The following is a 19,922-nucleotide window of genomic DNA, read 5'->3' on the forward strand; positions in this document are numbered from 1 at the left end:
AGTGTTCCGTAAAAAAATGATATTGAATATTAGAGATGGGTGTATTAAGTTTTTAGTACCCAAGTGTCTTTTGAGCCTCCTCCTTGAGAGGAATTCACGATCAGATTGCCTCTTTTTAGAGCTACACGGGTTAAACCTCCTTTTAAGACAAAATCCTTGTCCTTCCCCAATACGGTAAATGTTCTAAGGTCTACATGACGTTGTTCAAAAGATTCGCTTTTATCAATATAAGTTGGGTGTACCGAAAGAGACATGATCGGTTGAGCCACATATTTTCTAGGATTCAACAGTATCTGAGCCTTTACTACTTCAACCTCCTTTTTACTTAATCGGTTACCTATAGATATACCGTATCCACCCGCTTCGTCAACAGGTTTTATAACCAAGTTTTCTATGTTGTTCAGAACATACTTCAGTTCTTTGGGTCTGCTGCAATGATAGGTGTGTACATTATTGAGTATAGGTTCTTCGTTAAGGTAATATTTAATTATTTCCGGCATATAGGTGTAAACCGCTTTATCATCTGCTACTCCGGTTCCTGGAGCGTTGGCCAAGGTAACATTGCCTTTTTTGTAGGCAGCAAAAAGTCCCGGGACACCCAAGGATGAATCAGGTCTAAACTCTAATGGGTCAATAAAAGCATCATCGATCCTTCTATATATCACATCTACCTTTTGTGGACCTTGAATGGTTTTCATGTAAACAAAGTCATTTTCAACAAAAAGGTCACGGCCTTCAACCAGTTCAACACCCATTGTTTTTGCTAAATAGGAATGTTCGTAAAAAGCAGAATTGAACATGCCAGGAGTAATAACAACTACATTTGGTACGTCTACACCTTTGGGTTTTACGGTCTCAAGTAAGTCCAATAGGTTTTCGGCATAGTTGGTTACCGAGTAAGTTTTATAGTGATTGAACACTCCAAAAAGAGCCCTTTTAAGAGCGGTACGATTGCAGATTACATAACTCACACCACTGGGGCACCTTATATTGTCTTCCAGCACATAATACTGTCCATCCGTATGCTTGATAACATCGGTGCCGGAAATATGATTATAAATGCCACCGGGAGGATCAAGGTGATTCATTTGGTCCAGATAGTTGGCTGAGGAACTTATAAGTTCCATGGGTATAATTCCCTGTCTTATGATTTTTTTGTCATGGTAAATATCCCATAAAAAAAGGTTTAAGGCCCTACTTCTCTGTATGGAGCCAGATTCTATTACTTTCCATTCTTCAGGAGGAATAATTCTTGGGAAAAGATCAAACGGAAAAATTTTTTCCTGAGTTTTCTTTTTATCATATACCTGAAAAGTAATTCCTTGGTTAAAAAAAGACGATTTAGCCTTCTCATTTAGATTAACATAGTCGTTAATAGAATGCTCTCCATAGAGGTTAAAAAGTTTAGAATATACGTCCTTAACGTGTCCTTTTTCATCAAAGATTTCGTCAAATAAATTAGGGTTTCTTTGGTAGGATGAAAAAATCTGATTTTCTAAGTTTACCATAGTATATTTGTTTGTACTTAAGTTATTTATTTTCATCCTTTTTTGTGGAAAGAATACTACAATAATCGAAATGTAATTTTATCATTTGTGTAATAAATGGCGTGAATGTTTGGTGTTTTGATTTTAAACATGAGCAAATGGGTATGTTTTTTGCGGTATTTGCTTTGATATTGTAGATTATTCTCAAAGAGAATGACGCTTCTTAAAAAACCTGAATATTAGAATTTAACAATAGATATTTTACATGCATATTAACCTTATTAGTGATACCGTAACCAAGCCCACCCAAGGAATGTTAGATGCTATGATGAGCGCCAAAGTGGGAGATGACGTGTTTAAAACAGACCCAACGGTAAACGCCCTTGAAGAAAAAGTAGCGGTAATGTTCGGCAAAGAAGCTGCTCTTTTTTTTCCTTCCGGCACCATGGCAAATCAGACAGGAATAAAGCTTCATACACAACCTGGAGACCAGTTAATATGCGATAAATATGCCCATATATACAATTATGAAGGCGGTGGCGTCAGTTTTAACAGTGGGGTTTCGTGTAAATTGATAGATGGAGATAGAGGAATGATTACGGCAAAACAGGTAGAAGGAGCCATAAACCCACCGGATTTTTACCATAGTCCGTTAACCTCTTTGGTGTGTGTTGAAAATACAACCAATAAAGGCGGTGGTGCTTGTTGGGATATTGAGGAGTTAAAGAAAATAAAAGAGGTTTGTAATACCAACCAACTGGCTTATCATCTTGATGGTGCACGTTTGTGGAACGCTTTGGTAGAAAAAAAGGAAAACGCCTTAGCGTACGGGACCTTGTTCGATACTATTAGTGTTTGCCTAAGTAAAGGTTTGGGATGCCCCGTAGGTTCCGTTCTCGTGGGTAGTAAAGAACAGATGCAACAAGCGCTACGCGTACGCAAGATCTTTGGAGGAGGCATGCGTCAGGCAGGTTTTCTTGCGGCTGCGGGAATTTATGCATTGGACAATCACATAGAACGTTTGTTAGAAGATCATCAAAAAGCGCGTGAAATAGGGGAGGTGTTGAGTAAGCTAACCTATATAAAACAAGTAGAGCCCATTGAGACTAATATCATCATCTTTGAAATTGATGAAAAGTTTATGACGGGAGATACTTTTGTTGAAAAACTAAAAGAAAAAGATGTGTCCATAATTGATATGGGGCAAGGAAAGCTCAGGATAGTTACCCATTTAGATTATACAGATACAATGCACAATGCTTTCTTGAATATTTTGAAAAATTTATAACTCCCTTAATTCGTTTAAGCGGTTACGTAAATTTTTTATACCGTTCTCCATTCCTGCTTCGGAGTCATATAGCTGGCTTGAACCAAGTAGATTGCCGTTTTCATCTTTAAAATTGAATAGAAATTTTCCTTGATGATTAGTCTTTCGTTCAAAATTGCCACGTGCAATTTCAAGATTGTTAAGACGGGACAGCGTATCTTCTAGTGCTGTTTTGTCATCAAAGTCCTTGCTAGTGAGTAAAATGGAACCACTTTTGGATTTGACGTGAAACTGAAAATCGGAATTTGGTAGGGCAACTATTTCTATCACTTTGTAATTTTTAGGTAAAAGATACAAAATAACAGGAACAGTTATATGTGTAGTTGTATTTAAATGTTACATCATTTTTAAAGCTCGAAACCCTTTCTTCCATAGAAAAATAACTGTCTAATCTTAATCATTATTTTTAATTGAGCTATTCTATGCTAGTGCTGTCATTTAGTGCATTTTTTGGTTAATATGATGTAGTTCATCGATCATTTTAATGTTTAACAGGAAAGGGCTTGTTAAAAAACATTAAAAGTTTAACTTTAAAGCAACTATAATAAACACATTAAACATTAACCGTATTATGAAGAAAATTCTTTTTTCAATTGCCGTGCTTACGGCTACATTTGGTATGGCGCAAGACCTGCCCGAAAACCCTGAACCAGGAAAATGTTATGTACGATGTACTACTCCTGACGTTTATGTAAACGAAACCGTAACTATTACCGTAAAACCGGGTTACAAGGTTCTAAAAACTGTACCTGCGACGTATAAAACTGTTACAGAGCGTGTCCTAGTTAAAGAAGAGAGTAAGAAATTACGAATTATTCCTGAAGAGTGGGGTACCGAGAAAGTGACCTACGTTTCTAAAGAAGGTGGTAACTCCTTAAATGTTATCCCAGCTAGTTTTGGAAGTGCATCGCAGACCATAGAGGTGAAACCTGCCTATGCCCAATGGGAATTGGGAGCATCTGCTCCGGACTGTGACTCTGGAAACCCGGACGATTGTAGATACTGGTGCTACAAAGGGTACCCTGCAGAATTCCAGACAATAGAGACATCAACGCTTGCCAGTGATGCAAGTACTAGTAAAACGGCTATTCCGGAAAAGAGTGCTACCTATACGAAAAGAGTACTTATTTCTCCAGCTAAGGTTGTTGAGGAAGTTGTTCCCGCCGTTTATGATGAAATTACAAGAACAGTCTTAGATAAAGATGCTTACACTGTTGAGGAAATGGTGCCACCGGTAACAAAATCCTATACAAAAGAGGTGTTGAAGGAAAAAGGTGGGCTTACCACTTGGAAAGAGGTTAAATGTGAGTTAGTTACCTATCAGGCACTTCCTATAAACTGGAACTCGGGTAGCGCTACTTTAACCGCTCAGGCTAAATCCATTATAGATACAAGATTACTACCGGTATTGGCTCAAAACCCTGGAGTTAAGGTAGAGTTGGCTTCTCATACAGATGCTCAAGGTAGTGCTTCTTCTAACCAAGATTTATCGGAACGTAGAGCAAAGTCCGTAGCTCAATACTTAATTTCTAAAGGCATTAATTCTAGTCTTTTGGTAGCTAACGGATATGGTGAGACTAAACTTAAGAACAGATGTAAAGATGGAGTTTCTTGTACAGCAAGAGAGCATGCCGTAAACAGAAGAACGGAGTTTAGGTTGATAAATAACTAAACTATAATCCCCTAAAAATTAAAAGCCCCATATATGGGGCTTTTTTATTTGTTTTTTTTCAAGAAGTCTATGTGATATTTAATTTCTCCGGTCATACCATAACCGGAATATTCATCAAGCATTTTTCCCTTTTCATTTACTACGGCAAGCATGGGGAACACCCCTTTCTTGTTCAATTTTTTAAAAAGTTCTTGATTGTGGTTCCATTGCTCTTCGCTTAACAGATCCCTATTTCTGGGGATATCTATATACAATAACACATAATTGCTAGATAATTCAGAGAATTCATTTGTATCAAATAGGTCGCGTTTAAGCATTTTGCAAGGCGGGCACCAATCACTTCCGGTAAAATAAACCAAAACATTTTTGTTTTCTTTTTTTGAAACTTTTATGGCCGTGTCATAGTCTTTCAACCAATCGACAGTGTTGGAAGTATCATTCTGTCCAACTAGAAAAAGAGGTAGCAAAAGAAAAAGCAAAAACTTCATGAGCGATTTTTTTTTAAATAAAAGCAAATAGCTTGCCATTATTTAAATAACGAATCCATACCTGGAATATTGGGTATACCTTCTTTAGCCACAGCAGCAAGTTCTGTCTCGTTTACCTGTGTTGCTTTTGCAATTGCTTTGTTAAGGGTAAGAATCAGAAAATCTTCTAATTGCTCTTTGTCCTCCAACAAACTATCATCAATTTGGATCTTTTTAATTTCTCTGTTCGCGGTTATGGTCACCTTTAGTAAGTCTTCGGAAGAAGCTTCTTCAAGGGTTACCGTATCCATCCGTTTTTTTGTGGCCTCTACCTTTTGTTGGGTCTCTTTTAGTTTCCCCATCATACCCATCATGTCTCCAAACATAAGTTTAATTTTAAAAATTGAATTAGGTTACAAAATTACTAAATTGTGTAAGAAAACCCATTACTAATGAAGCTATGTAAAAAAAAGAAAATCGTTCTTGCCTTATGCCTTACATTTGTGCCTTTAGTACAAAGTCAAGAAATACATATGAGTGAAGTAAAAGCACCAATAGCAAAGAAGGTTCCACATAATTTAGAAAAGCATGGTGATGTTAGGGTAGATAATTACTATTGGTTGAACGATAAGGAAAACCCGGAGGTTATCTCTTATCTTGAAGCGGAGAAAGCATTTTATGATGCTTCTACTGCACATACCAAAGAATTTCAGGATGATCTTTTTAATGAGATGAAGTCCAGAATTAAAGAAGATGATACATCGGTACCCTACAAACAAAACGGATATTGGTATATTACTAGATATGAGATTGGTAAGGAATATCCCATTTATGCCCGTAAAAAAGAAACTCTTGATGCTTCTGAGGAGATTATGTTTAACGGTAATGAAATGGCTAAAGGGCATGAATTCTTTAGTATTGGTGGTATAGCCATTAGCCCTGATAATAAACTTGCAGCTTTTGGGGTAGATACAGTCTCTCGCCGCCAATACACTATAAGTATCAAAAACTTGGAAACGGGAGAAATCTATGAGGATAAAATAGAAAATACTACAGGAGGCTCAGTATGGGCAGATGACAATAGAACACTTTTTTATACCAAAAAAGATGAAGTTACTTTACGATCGGACCAGATTCTGAAGCATAAATTTGGTACGTCTGCAGAGGATGATCAGTTGGTTTTTCATGAAACGGATGATACGTTTGGAACGTATGTCTACAAGTCAAAATCAAAAAAATATATCATCATTGGTTCTTACAGTACCCTAACTTCTGAATATCAATTTTTACGAGCGGACAATCCGGACGGGGAATTAAAGATGTTTTCTCCAAGGGAGCGGGGAGTAGAGTATGGTATTTCGCATTACGGTGATCATTTCTATGTGTTGACCAATAAAGACGGTGCAACCAATTTTAAATTGATGAAAACCGATGAGAACAATACTTCCTCAGACAGTTGGAAAGAATTTATACCACACCGAGATGATGTGCTTTTAGAGGACATTGATATTTTTAAAGACTATTACGTTATTTCCGAAAGAACCAATGGCCTTAATCGTGTGCAAATTAATAGGTGGGATGGTACTAATGCATATTACCTTCCTTTTGAAAGCGAAACCTATACTGCTGGTGTAGGCCGTAATCCGGATTTTGATACTGAGATTCTTCGTTATGGATATAATTCCATGACAACTCCTAGCTCCATCATTGATTTTAATATGCGAACCAAGGAGAAGGAAGTTAAGAAGGAACAAGAAGTTTTGGGCGGTAAATTTCATAAGGACAACTATAAGGAGAAACGTATTTGGGCCACGGCCCGAGATGGTGTAAAAGTCCCTATGTCCGTTGTTTATCATAAAGACACGCCGCTCAATGAAAGCACTCCTGTTTTGCAATATGCTTATGGTTCATACGGTCATACAATAGACCCTTATTTTTCAACGGTAAGACTAAGTCTTTTGGATAGAGGTTTTGTTTATGTCATAGCACATATAAGAGGAGGTGAGTACCTGGGGAGACCTTGGTACGAAGATGGAAAACTGCTCAAAAAGAAGAATACTTTTACGGATTTTGTAGATTGTTCCAAGCATTTGGTACAAGAAGGCTATACTTCATCTGAGCACCTATATGCTATGGGTGGTTCTGCAGGAGGCCTTCTTATGGGCGCCATCATTAATATGGCTCCGGAATTATATAACGGGGTTATTGCCGCTGTACCGTTTGTAGATGTTGTAACTACTATGTTAGATGATTCCATTCCGTTAACCACGGGCGAGTACGATGAATGGGGAAACCCAAATGACAAGACGTATTATGAATATATGAAATCATATTCCCCATATGATCAAGTTACAGCACAGGACTATCCTAATTTACTGGTTACTACAGGTCTGCATGATTCTCAAGTTCAATATTTTGAACCTGCAAAGTGGGTGGCCAAATTGAGGGAATTGAGAGCTAATCATAACCTATTGATGATGGACATTAATATGGATACGGGTCACGGAGGTGCTTCGGGCCGTTTTGAGTCCTTAAAAGAAGTAGCAAAAGAGTATGCCTTTCTGTTGGACTTAGAGGGGAAGGCTAAATAAGCATACTGTATATATGGTAATTTTTTGAATCTAATAGAAGTAGGGGATAAAAAGGAACCTTATGACCACTTCAGAATTGACTAGATTAGGGCAATTATGCTAATGAAACGTTAACAAATCATGGTTTATGAATGAAAATCTTCATTTTTTGGAGGTATTTTGCATGATAAAATGACATATTCAAAAAAAATAGTAATTTTGTCCAAGTAATTTTGTGGAAACTTATCTTTTTATCAATAGTTCCCAAAACCAGACATCCTTTATGGAAAACAAAATTAAGGCTTACAATAATATCCTAGAACTTGTAGGAAACACACCGCTAGTACAACTAAATAGAATAACCGAAAGCTTTACCGGCAACTTTTATGCAAAAGTAGAATCCTTTAACCCAGGTCACTCCTCTAAAGACCGCATCGCAATGCACATTATAGAGGAAGCTGAACGTAAAGGTATTTTAACCGAAGGAAGTACCATTATAGAAACAACTTCTGGTAATACCGGTTTTAGTATTGCCATGGTGAGTATTATAAAAGGTTATAAGTGTATTTTGGCGGTTAGTTCAAAATCATCAAAAGATAAGATCGATATGCTTCGTACAATGGGAGCTACGGTATATGTCTGCCCAGCTCACGTAAGTGCAGACGATCCACGTTCTTATTATGAAGTAGCAAAACGGTTGCATAAAGAAACTAACGGTTCTATTTACATCAACCAATACTTTAATGAGCTCAACATGCATGCCCATTATGAGAGTACCGGGCCTGAAATATGGGAGCAAACTGGAGGTGAAATCACACATTTTGTTGCATGTAGTGGTACTGGAGGTACTATTTCCGGAACTGCCAAATACTTAAAAGAACAAAACCCCAATGTTAAGGTAATAGGTGTTGATGCTTTTGGTTCTGTGTTGAAAAAATACCACGAAACAAGAGAGTTTGATTCCAATGAAATTTACCCGTACAGAATTGAAGGGTTAGGAAAGAACCTTATACCTGGAGCAACGGATTTTGATGTAATAGACAAGTTCATTAAAGTTACGGATTCAGAAAGTGCCCACACGGCTCGTGAATTGGCAAGAACCGAAGGTATTTTTGCAGGATATACCAGTGGTGCCGTTATGCAGGCATTGAAACAATTGAACGAAGAAGGGGAATTTGGTCCTAAAGATAATGTTGTTGTTATCTTTCCAGATCACGGTTCAAGATATATGAGTAAAGTATATAGTGATCAATGGATGGAGGATCAAGGCTTCTTTGATACCAATGAAGTAAGCGAAACTCAAAAGGTACAATACATAAAAGAATAAATTACAAGTTTGTAAAAGTGGGAAAGCAATAATCGTAAAGGTTGTTGCTTTTTTGTTAGAGAATAATATTTTATGAATGTTGCTCTTAAAATCTTACTTTTGCACTAAAATCCAAAGTACACCTAAATGCGAGATTTATTTGATAGAATTATTGAGAACAAGGGGCCATTAGGAAAATGGGCTTCACAGGCGGAGGGATATTTCGTTTTTCCTAAGTTGGAAGGGCCAATTTCTAACCGAATGAAGTTTCAGGGAAAAGAGGTAATTACCTGGAGTATTAACGATTATCTGGGTCTTGCTAACCTACCTGAAGTTAAGAAGGTAGATGGTGAAGCCGCTGCAGAATATGGATCGGCTTACCCTATGGGAGCAAGAATGATGAGCGGTCATACTGATTTTCATGAGCAATTAGAAAAAGAATTAGCCGAATTTGTTGATAAGGAATCTGCTTATTTGCTGAACTTTGGTTATCAGGGAATGGTTTCTGCTATTGATGCCCTTGTATCAAAGGACGATATTATTGTTTATGATGTAGATGCCCATGCTTGTATTATTGATGGTGTTAGGCTACATATGGGAAAACGTTTTACGTTTAAGCATAATGATATTGATAGTTTAGAGAAAAACTTAGAGCGCGCCACAAAAATGGCCGAACAGACCGGTGGAGGAATATTAGTTATTTCGGAAGGTGTTTTCGGAATGCGCGGTGAGCAAGGAAAACTAAAAGAAATAGTTGCCCTTAAAGAAAAATATACGTTCCGTTTATTTGTAGATGATGCACATGGTTTTGGAACCTTGGGTGCCACTGGTGCAGGTGCAGGACAAGAACAGGGCGTACAAAAGGATATAGATGTATATTTTGCAACCTTTGCAAAGTCTATGGCCGGTATTGGAGCGTTTTTAGCTGCAGATAAAGAGATTATAGACTACTTAAAATATAATTTAAGGTCCCAAATGTTCGCTAAGTCATTACCTATGATTTATGTGAAAGGGGCCTTAAAAAGATTGGACATGTTGCGTACTATGCCTGAGCTTAAGGCTAAGTTATGGGAGAACGTAAACGCACTTCAAAACGGACTTAAGAGTAGAGGTTTTGATATTGGAAGTACCAATACTTGTGTAACTCCAGTGTACTTGAACGGTAGTATTCCAGAGGCTATGGCCCTTGTAAAGGATTTACGTGAGAATTACGGTATCTTCTGTTCAATTGTAGTGTATCCAGTGATACCAAAGGGGTTGATACTTTTACGTATGATTCCTACCGCTACACACACTATGCAGGATATAGAAGAGACATTAGATGCATTCTCTGCTATTAGAGACCGTTTGGAGAATGGTACTTATAAAAGATTGTCCGCTGCGGTAGCTGCGGCTATGGGCGAGTAACATCGGCTTAAATAATCTTTATGAAACAAATGCCTCATTTTAAATGGGGCATTTTGTTTTTTATAGGGAGTTCGATTATTTCTTAGAGTGAGCGAATGAAGAGTAGGGAAGTAGCCATTTGCGGCTATAGACTCTTTTTGTAGGTGGCACGCCGCTTATAAATTATTGGGGAAAAATGCTTCCACATTTGGCGGATGGCAATATTATCTTCTAGTTCCGGGGTTCTATAGCACATTTGAATACCGCGCTTGTTGAATGTTTTGTAGTATTCATTAAAAATAATGGCCGTAACTCCTTTATTTTGATAATCCGGGTGAATACCTATCAAATAAAAAACGGCATCTTTATTGTATTTTTTCGCACGAAGAAGGTGTAAAAAACCAAAAGGAAACAACTTTCCCTTAGCTTTTTGTAATGCATGGGAGAACGAGGGCATAACAATTGCAAACGCAATTAGGCTGTCATTCTTGTCTACAATAAACTTAATATACTCCGGGTCTATAAAGGTTATGTATTTTTTCTTGAAATATTCCTTTTGAACATCGGTTATAGGAACAAACGAGGATAATTTGGAATAGGTTTGGTTGAACAGGTCAAACATTTGATCCACCAATGGTAAGACTTCGCTGGTTTTTTTGAAGTTTATTTCACGTAAGCCGTAACGTCTTTTTACCAGTTCGTTCAATTTTGTAAATAAAGCCGGATCTGCGTTGCTGGCCGGGAACTTGTTTTCAACATATCCTTTTTCCTTTGCAAAACCCAAACGTTCGTAATGATTAATGTAATAGGCGTGGTTATACCAGGTCACCATGCTTCCCGGTTGATCGTAACCATCCGTAAGCACCCCAACCTTATCTAAGTTGGAAAAGCCAACAGGGCCTTCCATAAACTCTAGATTATGCGCTTTTCCAATTTCTGCAACTTTATTTAGAAGGGTTTCCGAAACTTCTGGGTCATCAATAAAATCAAACCAGCCAAAACGCATTTTTTTTACGTTTTGATCATTCACTTCCAGGTGGTTGATTATAGCTACGACCCTTCCTACAAGCGTATTGTTTTTATAGGCCAGATAGAACCAGCAACTCGCATTTTGAAAGGCTGGATTTTGATCCTTGTCAAAAGTAGCCATCTCATCGGCAATCAAAGGTGGTACCCAATAAGAGGAGCCTTTATAAAGCGAAAATGGAAATTTCACGAACTCTTTTAGCTCTGCTTTTGAAATCGCTTCTTTAAGGGTGACCATACAATTCTTTTTGTAAGGTCAATATTAGGGATAAATAGGGTTAGAATAAAATTATGAAACTTAATTTTATGAATAATGAATGAGTTGTCTTGGCTTAAAAATCTATAGCTCCGTTATCACGGTCTTTGTTTTTGCGTTTCTTTCGCTCTTCCTTTTTAAGCTTTTTGAGTTGTTTCTTAGATGGACCTAAATCGATATCCTCGGCGCCACCGCTTTTCTTATTTTTTTTACGATCCTCTTTTTCCTTCTTCTTCATGGCGTTCTTTTTAATAGGGCCGCCATTTTCACCGGCACTTTGCTCATCAATTGATATGAGCTTGTCTTTGTGAAAGTCAAATCGGTAAGACCCGCCAACGGTCATAAAAATTCTGGAAGGTGTGTTTTTAAAGCTGGCACCCAAATTAAAATCAACCTGTAGGTCATCCGCAAGTAAGTGGGCCACACCACCACGTATAAGGGCATCTGAATAACGATCACTCTGTATACCTTGGTTCTCTATAAAGGCACTCCATTTGGGATTGCGAAAAGCATGGCTTATGGAAACTAGGTAACTTAATTCAGGATAATCCGTGGTAATTCTATCGTATGCAATGTTGGTTATAAGTACAAATCGCGGAGTTAATCTACTTTGGGTCGCAATCATTCCGCGGTAAGATACGGTTGGGTCAACAACGTAGAAAGGGTTATCGCCTAGATTAAAAGTGGTGCCACCATAGAGGGAAACAGAGGGAATTAAGTTTTTAAATTTAAAACCATAATTGGCTTTCCAGCTATATAAATTGGGTTTATTACGTTCCGGGTTTTTATATCGGTCATAAATCAAGTACTTAAGACCAACCCGATTTCTTGAAAAATCAGTTAAATTCTCAGAAACGTTCAAACTGTTATAAGTAATGTTCTGGTTTACATACGTGCCTTCATAATTTATTTCTAATTGCTCAAACAACAGACCGTACCGTAGTGAAATATCAGAACCCCAAATATTACTTTTTGTGTCCAAAAGAGTATGGTCTCGCTGTTCGTAAAGAATACCGGCCTCCAACTGCAACACATTTCTACCAACTGCGTATGCACTAACGGACATACCTGGGCGGTTAGAATTAATTACATCTGTATATTGTGCTGTGGCTACCATAGGTAGCGTAAAAAGGAGAGTTAATAGATACTTTTTCATTTTGGGTCGCTTGATTAATTAATTCAGGCTTGTTCTTTTTTGTGTGAAAAATCTAAAATCTATCGTATGCATATAACCATTTTTAAAACAAAAAACGTCTTGTAAGCCTTTGTTTTCAGTGGTTTATCTCTGTGTTGGAATCCGAAATATAGATTCATAAAAACTACTTTAATAATATTTTAGCACTTCTACACAGTTATTACAACGTTAGAATCGTATTTTTGATATAATCATTTTGAAAAAAGTATGGCATTTTTAAAGACAATCTTAATAATTTTATTGGTCTATTATCTTTTTAAGATCTTAGTGAAGATGTTTGCCCCCAAAATATTCGGGTATGCCGCTCGAAAAACCCAAGAACATTTTAATGAAAAGTTTGGTGAATTTGCACAACAAACAAATGGCCAAAATCAAAAGGAACGGGTAGGAGATGTTATAATTGATAAGAAACCATCAAAAAAGAATACTTCAAACAATCAGGTGGGTGATTATATTGATTTTGAGGAAGTAGAGTAAACTTCTTTGTACTACACTAGTTCTTTTTTTTTATACTTTAAAATCGAATACTTTTTGAACCTATAAAAGCTTTGCAATCTGCGTTTATGTTTTTAAAACTTACGACTATCTTTTAAGTTAAGTTCAAAACAAATTCGAAAGTAGAGATAACTTCATTATTTTAGCCGAAACAACCGATAAATCCCATTATGCAAAAAGGATTGAAGGCCTTCTTCGTACATTTTTTTGTTACTATTTTTTTTGTGATTGCCGCTTTGGCCTATTTTCATCCTGTGCTTCAAGGCAAGGTAATAGAACAGTCAGATATTGTTCAGTTTACGGGTATGGCCAAGGAGCAGAACGATTTTAGAAAGAAAACGGGGGAAGAGCCCTATTGGACAAATAGTGCCTTTGGAGGCATGCCCACTTATCAATTAGGCGCGTATTATCCTCACGATTACGTTAAGAAATTAGATAATCTAATCCGGTTTTTACCTAGACCCGCAGATTATTTGTTTTTATATTTTATCGGCTTCTATATCTTGCTTTGTTGCCTGAAAGTAGATTATAGATTGGCCATAGTTGGTGCCTTGGCCTTCGGTTTTTCAACCTATCTCATCATTATTCTTGGTGTTGGGCATAATGCAAAAGCCCATGCCTTGGGGTATCTGCCCATGCTTTTAGGAGGTATTGTATTGGTGTTCCGTAAAAAATATCTCTGGGGATTTATTTTAACTGCAATTTCAATGGCATTGGAGATACGGGCCAATCATTATCAGATGACCTATTATTTTATGCTTTTAGTTTTAATTTTAGGTGTAGTTTACTTGGTAGATGCCATCCGAACGGAAAAGCTAAAACATTATTTTAGTTCTGTAGGCCTACTCCTGGTTGCGGTTATATTGGGGATTGCCGCTAATGCAACTAGTTTAATGGCAACAAAAGAATATGCGGATTGGAGCACCCGTGGTAAATCTGAACTAACCATTAATCCAGATGGCTCAACAAAAGAAAATACGGGAGGGCTGGAGAAGTCATATATTACCCAATGGAGCTACGGTATTACGGAATCATTGAACCTTTTTGTACCCCGCTTGTTTGGGGGATCAAATAACGAGAACCTGGGAGAAAACTCCAAAAGTTATGATTTCTTAATAGATCAAGGTGTATCTCGTAGCCAAGCATTGAATTTTTCTAGTGGTTTGCCCTTGTATTGGGCCGATCAGCCGGGAACGTCAGGTCCTGCTTATATCGGTGCCATTATCTTTTTCCTGTTTATCTTAGGGCTTATTTTAGTGAAGGGAAAAGCCAAATGGTGGCTTCTTGGGGGCGTGCTTATGTCTCTGTTTCTGTCTTGGGGAAAGAATTTTAACTTCTTGACGGACTTCATGATTGACTATTTCCCGTTATATGACAAATTTAGGGCAGTCTCCTCTATACAGGTGATTTTGGAGTTGTGTGCTCCGGTGTTAGCTATTCTAGCATTGCGCGAACTTTTTAAATCTACGGTTGATGTTTCCGAAAAGCTGAATGCACTTAAGATATCATTTTTTATGGTATTGGGTTTAAGTGTTGCTTTGTTCATCTTTAAAGCCGGTTTTGATTTTGAAGGCCCTAGTGACGATTTTCTAAAACGAAATTATGGGGATGAACTGGTTTCTTTGATTCAAGCAGACCGTAAAGCCGTATATAACTCAGATCTTTTACGGTCTATGATATTTGTCTTTTTGGCGGCCTTGGCACTTTGGTTCTATATTAAAGGAAAACTTAAAGAGAACATAGCCATAGTTGCAATTGGGGCATTGATTATTTTTGATTTGGTTGGTGTTGGTTTACGCTATGTTGACTCCGAGAATTTTGTTTCTAAAAGGAAAATGACACAGCCGTTTCCTGAAACTGCTTTGGACAAGGAAATAAGTAAGGATAAGAGTATCTATAGGGTGTATGATCCCAATGAAGGTATTAACGGTGCCCGTACATCTTACTATCATCAATCTATTGGTGGGTATCATGCGGCAAAACCAGCCGGACTGGAAGACCTTTTCAGCTTTTACGTGTATAAAGGCAACATGGGCGTATTGAACATGTTAAATGTAAAGTATGTAATTCAGCAGGATGAAGAAGGTAAAAGTTACCCAGCTGTAAACCCTAACGCCAATGGCAATGCTTGGTTTGTAAACCATGTAGTAAAAGTGAATTCTGCAGATGAAGAAATTCAGGCTCTGGATAAATTGGATACGCGAACCGAAGCTGTCCTAAACGTGGCCAAGGTTAAAAATTTGAACAATTTTGAATTTAAGGTAGATTCTACAGCTGCTATAGTTTTAACGGATTACGCTCCTAATCACTTAACTTATAAGTCTAAAAATTCTAATGATGGCCTTGCTGTTTTTTCCGAAATGTATTACCAAAACGGATGGAACGCTTATATAAATGGAAAGTTAAAAGACCATATTAAGGTAAATTATACCCTAAGGGCCATAGAGGTTCCAAGTGGGGAGCACACCATAGAATTCAAGTTTGAACCTGAAGTGGTAAGGATAGGAAGCCAGATTACGCTAGCAAGTTCCATTGTATTGGTGCTTATAGTTTTAGGCGGAATAGGTTTTACATTTTATAGTTCAAAGAAGGACGAAGGTCAAGAAAAGAAAGAAGTTGAAAAATAGTTTGTACAGGTTCCCCAATCTTACATCTAGTAATTTAAGCTTATGAAGAAAGTCCTCATTATCACCTATTATTGGCCTCCTGCTGGTGGGCCAGGTGTGCAGAGGTGGTTAAAGTTTGTAAAGTACCTTCGCGATTTTAATGTGGAACCCATAGTTTACATTCCGGAAAACCCGCATTACCCAATAGAGGATGCCACTCTAATTGCTGAAGTTCCTAAGGACATTACAATTTATTCACAGCCCCTTTTTGAACCTTATGGATTGGCAAAGGTGTTGTCCTCAAAAAAAACAAAACGTATTAGCTCTGGTATTATTCAAACCAAGAACCAATCGTTTTTTGAAAAGGCCATGCTATGGGTTAGAGGAAATTTTTTTATTCCCGATGCTAGAAAATATTGGATTAAGCCTTCAGTAAAATATTTGTCGGATATCATTTCTAAAGAAGGGATTGAGAGGATAATCACTACTGGGCCACCGCATAGTGTTCATCTGATCGGTAGACAATTAAAAAAGGATAAAGGGGTAACTTGGTTGGCCGATTTTAGGGACCCATGGACTTCTATTGGGTATCACAAAGAATTAAAACTGACCAAAAGTTCCGAAAAAAAACACAAGGAGTTGGAGTATGCCGTGTTGAACGAAACGGATAGAATTCTTGTGACCAGTGCTACGACCAAATTAGAATTTGAGCAAATTACAAAACAGCCTATTTCTGTAATTACCAATGGGTATGATTCCGATTATGAGAATGATGCGGATTTAGATAACAATTTTACAATTTCCCATATTGGATCCTTATTAACGGGCAGAAATCCTAAAAACCTATGGAAGGTATTATCTCAAATTGCTGCGGAAAATGCCGTTTTCCGTGGAGACCTTCAATTGGAGTTTATGGGGGTAGTAAGTCAGGATGTAATGGATTCAATGTATAGATATGAGTTAGGTCCTTATATAAAAATGAGAGGGTATGGCTCCCACGCCGAAGCCCAACGAAGACAACAAAGGTCTCAGCTACTACTTATGATAGAAATAGATAGTGAGGAAACTAAGGGAATTATACCGGGCAAGCTTTTTGAATACATGATTGCAAAAAGGCCTATTTTAGCGGTGGGGCCAAAGAATTGGGAGGCAGGTAAGATTATAGAACAGACCGTGGCCGGAAAGGTATTTGATTATGATGCCGATGCAGAACTAAAAAAAACCATACTTAACTGGTATAACGACTTTAAAAAAGGGACAATTACTTCAGAATCTATTCATATTGAAAAGTACAGCCGAAAGGCACTTACTCAAGAACTTTCAAAATTATTGTAATGGGAGTGGTATTTAAACAATCACTGAACAATTCGATCATTACATATTTGGGTTTTGGTCTTGGGGCATTAAATACTTTAGTGCTTTATCTACGTTTTATGGAACCCGAATATTATGGGTTACTACAGGTTGTATTATCGGCTTCAGTAGTTATAATGCCATTACTTGCTTTTGGTGTACCCAATACCTTGGTAAAGTTTTATAGTGGTTTCACGGATGTTAAATCAAAAGATGGTTTTCTTACCCTTATGCTTTTCTTGCCATTGGCATTAATGCTACCCATTGCGGGCATAACCTATGTAGTGAACGATAGTATTTCAAACTTTTTATCCAAGGAAAACCCAATTGTAAGAGGGTATGTCTGGCATATTTTCTTTGTAGCTATGACCATGGCCTATTTTGAAGTTTTTTATGCTTGGGCCAGAGTCCATATGAAATCGGTTTTTGGTAATTTTATGAAAGAAATTTTCGGTCGGGTAGGGCAATCCGTTCTTTTGGTGCTTTTGTATTTTGACGTAATTTCAGTAACCTCCTTTATAGATGGCCTAGTGGTGGTATATGTACTGCGGATGCTTTTTATGAAAATCTACGCATATACCTTGTACAGGCCCAGATTGGTTTTTGATTTCCCTAGTAACACGCGTAAAATTTTGGTGTATAGTGCATTGATTATTTTGGGTGGCTCAGTTGCTATTGTTCTTTTAGAGATTGATAAGGTAATGATCAATCAATTTATAAAAATTGAAAACGTAGCCTATTATAGCGTAGCCAGCTTTATAGCTTTGGTGATAGCCGTGCCTTCACGTTCCATGCATCAAATAATGTATCCGCTTACAGCGGAGCTTATGAACAAGAATGATTTGGCGGGATTAAGCAGGCTCTATCAAAAAAGCTCGCTAACACTATATATTATATCCGGACTTTTGTTTGCACTTATATTTTTGAATCTCAATGACCTTTATGAACTCCTGCCAGATGCTTATCGTAATGGATATATAATTTTTGTATGGTTGGGCCTGGCAAAGCTTTATGATGCTTTGTTGGGGAATAACAATTCCATTTTATATAATTCGGATTATTACAGGGCGGTTTTATATATGGGAATATTTTTGGCTATTGTAACCGTATTGCTCAATGTTTGGCTTATTCCTGCTTATGGTCTAGATGGTGCCGCAATTGCCAGTTTTTCAGCTTTTTTCATCTATAACACGGTAAAATTGATTTATGTTAAGATGAAATTCAACATGCTACCCTTTACTAAAGAAACCGTTCAAATTTCGGTATTGTTGGCCATTACCTTGCTTACTTTCTATTTTATCCACCTACCTTTTCATCCTATCATAAGCATTATGATAAAAAGTTTGGGGATAACCTTGCTCTATGTTGGGGTTCTATATAAGTTTAAAATCTCGGAAGATGTTTTTCAAGTGCTTTCAAAAGTATTTGGAAAGAAAGGTCAATAACTATATCTTAACACTCAGCTTCTTTAAAAGAAAGCTCCCTAGTTGCATGTAACGGTCTATTGGATAGACTTTTATTTTTTATTTTGTCACCTTCTAATGTTAAATGAAATGAGCTACATGGTTAAAGGTAATCTTAGAGCTTGTCTGCATTTGGACCTCTATGAATCTTTGGAACATGTAGAAGTAAAAATCTACAAAGTAAATAGTGGTTCAAAAGTTACTCACGATTACAAAAATGAACTACACATATTATCTGCCGATGCCATTTTAAATAAATCTAAAAATATTTTGGGAAGTGGTTTTACAGATTCAGAAGGAAATTATGTAGTTGATGTGTGCGATTCGTACAATGAAGGTGCCATTGAGATAGACCTCGTCGTAAAGGATAAACAAGCACGTAAAAAGAAAAAAATAGACCCTATCCATTTCACGGTCAAACGGTTAATGCCTGTATGGAGGAATAATGGTGAACTTAAAGAATTTAGTTGGAATTACAGTTTTGGTTTTCAATTGTGGAGCCAAGTAAGGCATCATTTTGATATTTGGACCATTATAGGAAGTGTTAAGTCTATTGAAGATAGGAAAACACCTGTAGAAGGGGTAGTTGTATCAGCTATGGATGTGGATTGGGTTAAAGATGATTTATTAGGGAGTGCCACAACGGATAGAACTGGAAAATTTAGGATTGACTATACGAGTATAGATTATATGCAAACGTTTCTATCTCCACTTATAAGTATAGAAACTCCTATTTCTTCCATGCCCGGGCCTGGTGTCTATTTTAAAATTACAACTTCTGATGGTATTTTGTTATATGAAGAGAAAAGAGCGGTAGGTAGAACGGAAGAAAGAAAAAATATTCTGCGCTGTTTCAATATTGACTTGTATATTTAGCATTAATTATAATTTCGGGCTATTTCTACTAGTCAGTATCAACAAGTGCCTCAATGAAAATACGGATAAAAGGTAACTCTATACGTGTGCGTATTACCAAAACAGAAGTGTCACAACTTTGTAAAGAAGGATATATTCAAGAAGAAACACAATTTGTAAATAGCACATTTACATATGCTTTAAGCAGCCAAACCAGAGCAACTTCGCTTACGGCTAGTTTTGAGAATGATAAAATTACTTTGATTTTACCTTCGGAAATGATTCAGGGTTGGGAAAGCAGTAAAAAGGTAGGGTTTAGTAATTTAGTACCTCTTAAAGATGGAAAAACTCTATCTCTTTTGGTAGAAAAGGATTTCAATTGTCTAGAAGACAGGGGAGAAGATGAATCCGATAATTACCCTAACCCGAAATTGAAACACTAGAAATAGAAGTTAAGT

At 37.1% G+C, this 19,922-nt stretch carries 17 protein-coding genes; 11 read left to right on the forward strand and 6 right to left on the reverse strand.

The features are described from left to right. Positions 1–44: 44 nt before the first annotated feature. Complete coding sequence (locus tag KO513_RS03165; RefSeq protein ID WP_215912259.1) at positions 45–1,508, reverse strand: circularly permuted type 2 ATP-grasp protein; 1,464 nt, start codon at positions 1,506–1,508, stop codon at positions 45–47. A 244-nt stretch (positions 1,509–1,752) separates the two neighbouring features. Between KO513_RS03165 and KO513_RS03170 the strand changes: the two genes are divergently transcribed. Next, positions 1,753–2,775 (forward strand): threonine aldolase family protein, encoded by a 1,023-nt coding sequence (locus tag KO513_RS03170; RefSeq protein ID WP_215440582.1) that lies wholly within the window; start codon positions 1,753–1,755, stop codon positions 2,773–2,775. On the opposite strand, the gene KO513_RS03175 is transcribed toward KO513_RS03170, so the two are convergent. Further along, a complete protein-coding gene (locus KO513_RS03175) occupies positions 2,770–3,084 on the reverse strand; it encodes a YegP family protein (RefSeq protein WP_215440581.1) in 315 nt (104 codons plus the stop codon). The genes KO513_RS03170 and KO513_RS03175 overlap by 6 nt on opposite strands. A gap of 301 nt (positions 3,085–3,385) precedes the next feature. Here KO513_RS03175 and KO513_RS03180 point away from each other — a divergent pair, with 301 nt between their 5' ends. Beyond that, complete coding sequence (locus KO513_RS03180) at positions 3,386–4,486, forward strand: OmpA family protein (RefSeq protein ID WP_215912260.1); 1,101 nt, start codon at positions 3,386–3,388, stop codon at positions 4,484–4,486. 44 nt (positions 4,487–4,530) lie between these two features. Here the strand turns inward: KO513_RS03180 and KO513_RS03185 are convergent, their stop codons facing one another. Both KO513_RS03185 and KO513_RS03190 read right to left on the reverse strand, forming a co-directional pair. After that, the gene (locus KO513_RS03185) at positions 4,531–4,974 is read right to left on the reverse strand and encodes a thioredoxin family protein (RefSeq protein WP_215912261.1); all 444 of its coding nucleotides are present in this window, start codon (positions 4,972–4,974) and stop codon (positions 4,531–4,533) included. Positions 4,975–5,012: 38 nt separating this feature from the next. Continuing rightward, positions 5,013–5,339: a YbaB/EbfC family nucleoid-associated protein gene (locus tag KO513_RS03190; protein WP_215912262.1), complete on the reverse strand. Its 327-nt coding sequence runs from the start codon at positions 5,337–5,339 to the stop codon at positions 5,013–5,015. Positions 5,340–5,486: 147 nt separating this feature from the next. On the opposite strand from KO513_RS03190, the gene KO513_RS03195 reads away from it, so the two are divergent. From KO513_RS03195 to KO513_RS03205, 3 genes are all read left to right on the forward strand, one after another. Then, on the forward strand, positions 5,487–7,544 hold the full coding sequence (locus KO513_RS03195) for a S9 family peptidase (protein WP_252735659.1): 2,058 nt from the start codon (positions 5,487–5,489) through the stop codon (positions 7,542–7,544). 262 nt (positions 7,545–7,806) lie between these two features. Next, positions 7,807–8,850, forward strand: a complete 1,044-nt coding sequence (locus KO513_RS03200) for a PLP-dependent cysteine synthase family protein (protein WP_215912264.1) — start codon at positions 7,807–7,809, stop codon at positions 8,848–8,850. Positions 8,851–8,976: 126 nt separating this feature from the next. Next, positions 8,977–10,236, forward strand: coding sequence for an aminotransferase class I/II-fold pyridoxal phosphate-dependent enzyme (locus tag KO513_RS03205; protein ID WP_215440575.1), 1,260 nt, complete (start codon positions 8,977–8,979; stop codon positions 10,234–10,236). A 124-nt stretch (positions 10,237–10,360) separates the two neighbouring features. On the opposite strand, the gene KO513_RS03210 is transcribed toward KO513_RS03205, so the two are convergent. Continuing rightward, the gene (locus KO513_RS03210; protein WP_215912265.1) at positions 10,361–11,479 is read right to left on the reverse strand and encodes a GTP cyclohydrolase; all 1,119 of its coding nucleotides are present in this window, start codon (positions 11,477–11,479) and stop codon (positions 10,361–10,363) included. 94 nt (positions 11,480–11,573) lie between these two features. Then, positions 11,574–12,653: a transporter gene (locus KO513_RS03215; protein ID WP_215912266.1), complete on the reverse strand. Its 1,080-nt coding sequence runs from the start codon at positions 12,651–12,653 to the stop codon at positions 11,574–11,576. Positions 12,654–12,899: 246 nt separating this feature from the next. Here KO513_RS03215 and KO513_RS03220 point away from each other — a divergent pair, with 246 nt between their 5' ends. The 6 genes from KO513_RS03220 (at position 12,900) to KO513_RS03245 (ending at position 19,907) form a co-directional block, all read left to right on the forward strand. Further along, positions 12,900–13,169: a DUF4834 family protein gene (locus KO513_RS03220; protein ID WP_215912267.1), complete on the forward strand. Its 270-nt coding sequence runs from the start codon at positions 12,900–12,902 to the stop codon at positions 13,167–13,169. Between the two features lie 188 nt (positions 13,170–13,357). Beyond that, a complete protein-coding gene (locus tag KO513_RS03225) occupies positions 13,358–15,814 on the forward strand; it encodes a YfhO family protein (protein ID WP_215912268.1) in 2,457 nt (818 codons plus the stop codon). A gap of 42 nt (positions 15,815–15,856) precedes the next feature. Beyond that, positions 15,857–17,128 carry a glycosyl transferase family 1 gene (locus tag KO513_RS03230; RefSeq protein ID WP_215912269.1) on the forward strand — a complete coding sequence of 424 codons (1,272 nt, stop codon included), beginning with the start codon at positions 15,857–15,859 and terminating at the stop codon, positions 17,126–17,128. Next, positions 17,128–18,591 carry a lipopolysaccharide biosynthesis protein gene (locus tag KO513_RS03235; RefSeq protein WP_215912270.1) on the forward strand — a complete coding sequence of 488 codons (1,464 nt, stop codon included), beginning with the start codon at positions 17,128–17,130 and terminating at the stop codon, positions 18,589–18,591. Before KO513_RS03230 ends, KO513_RS03235 begins: the two co-directional genes overlap by 1 nt. Before the next feature lie 108 nt (positions 18,592–18,699). Further along, positions 18,700–19,485: a hypothetical protein gene (locus KO513_RS03240; protein WP_215912271.1), complete on the forward strand. Its 786-nt coding sequence runs from the start codon at positions 18,700–18,702 to the stop codon at positions 19,483–19,485. A 53-nt stretch (positions 19,486–19,538) separates the two neighbouring features. After that, complete coding sequence (locus KO513_RS03245) at positions 19,539–19,907, forward strand: DUF7009 family protein (RefSeq protein ID WP_215912272.1); 369 nt, start codon at positions 19,539–19,541, stop codon at positions 19,905–19,907. Positions 19,908–19,922 lie beyond the last annotated feature (15 nt).

The sequence above is a fragment of the Zobellia sp. B3R18 genome (genome assembly GCF_018860715.1).
Lineage (GTDB): Bacteria > Bacteroidota > Bacteroidia > Flavobacteriales > Flavobacteriaceae > Zobellia > Zobellia russellii.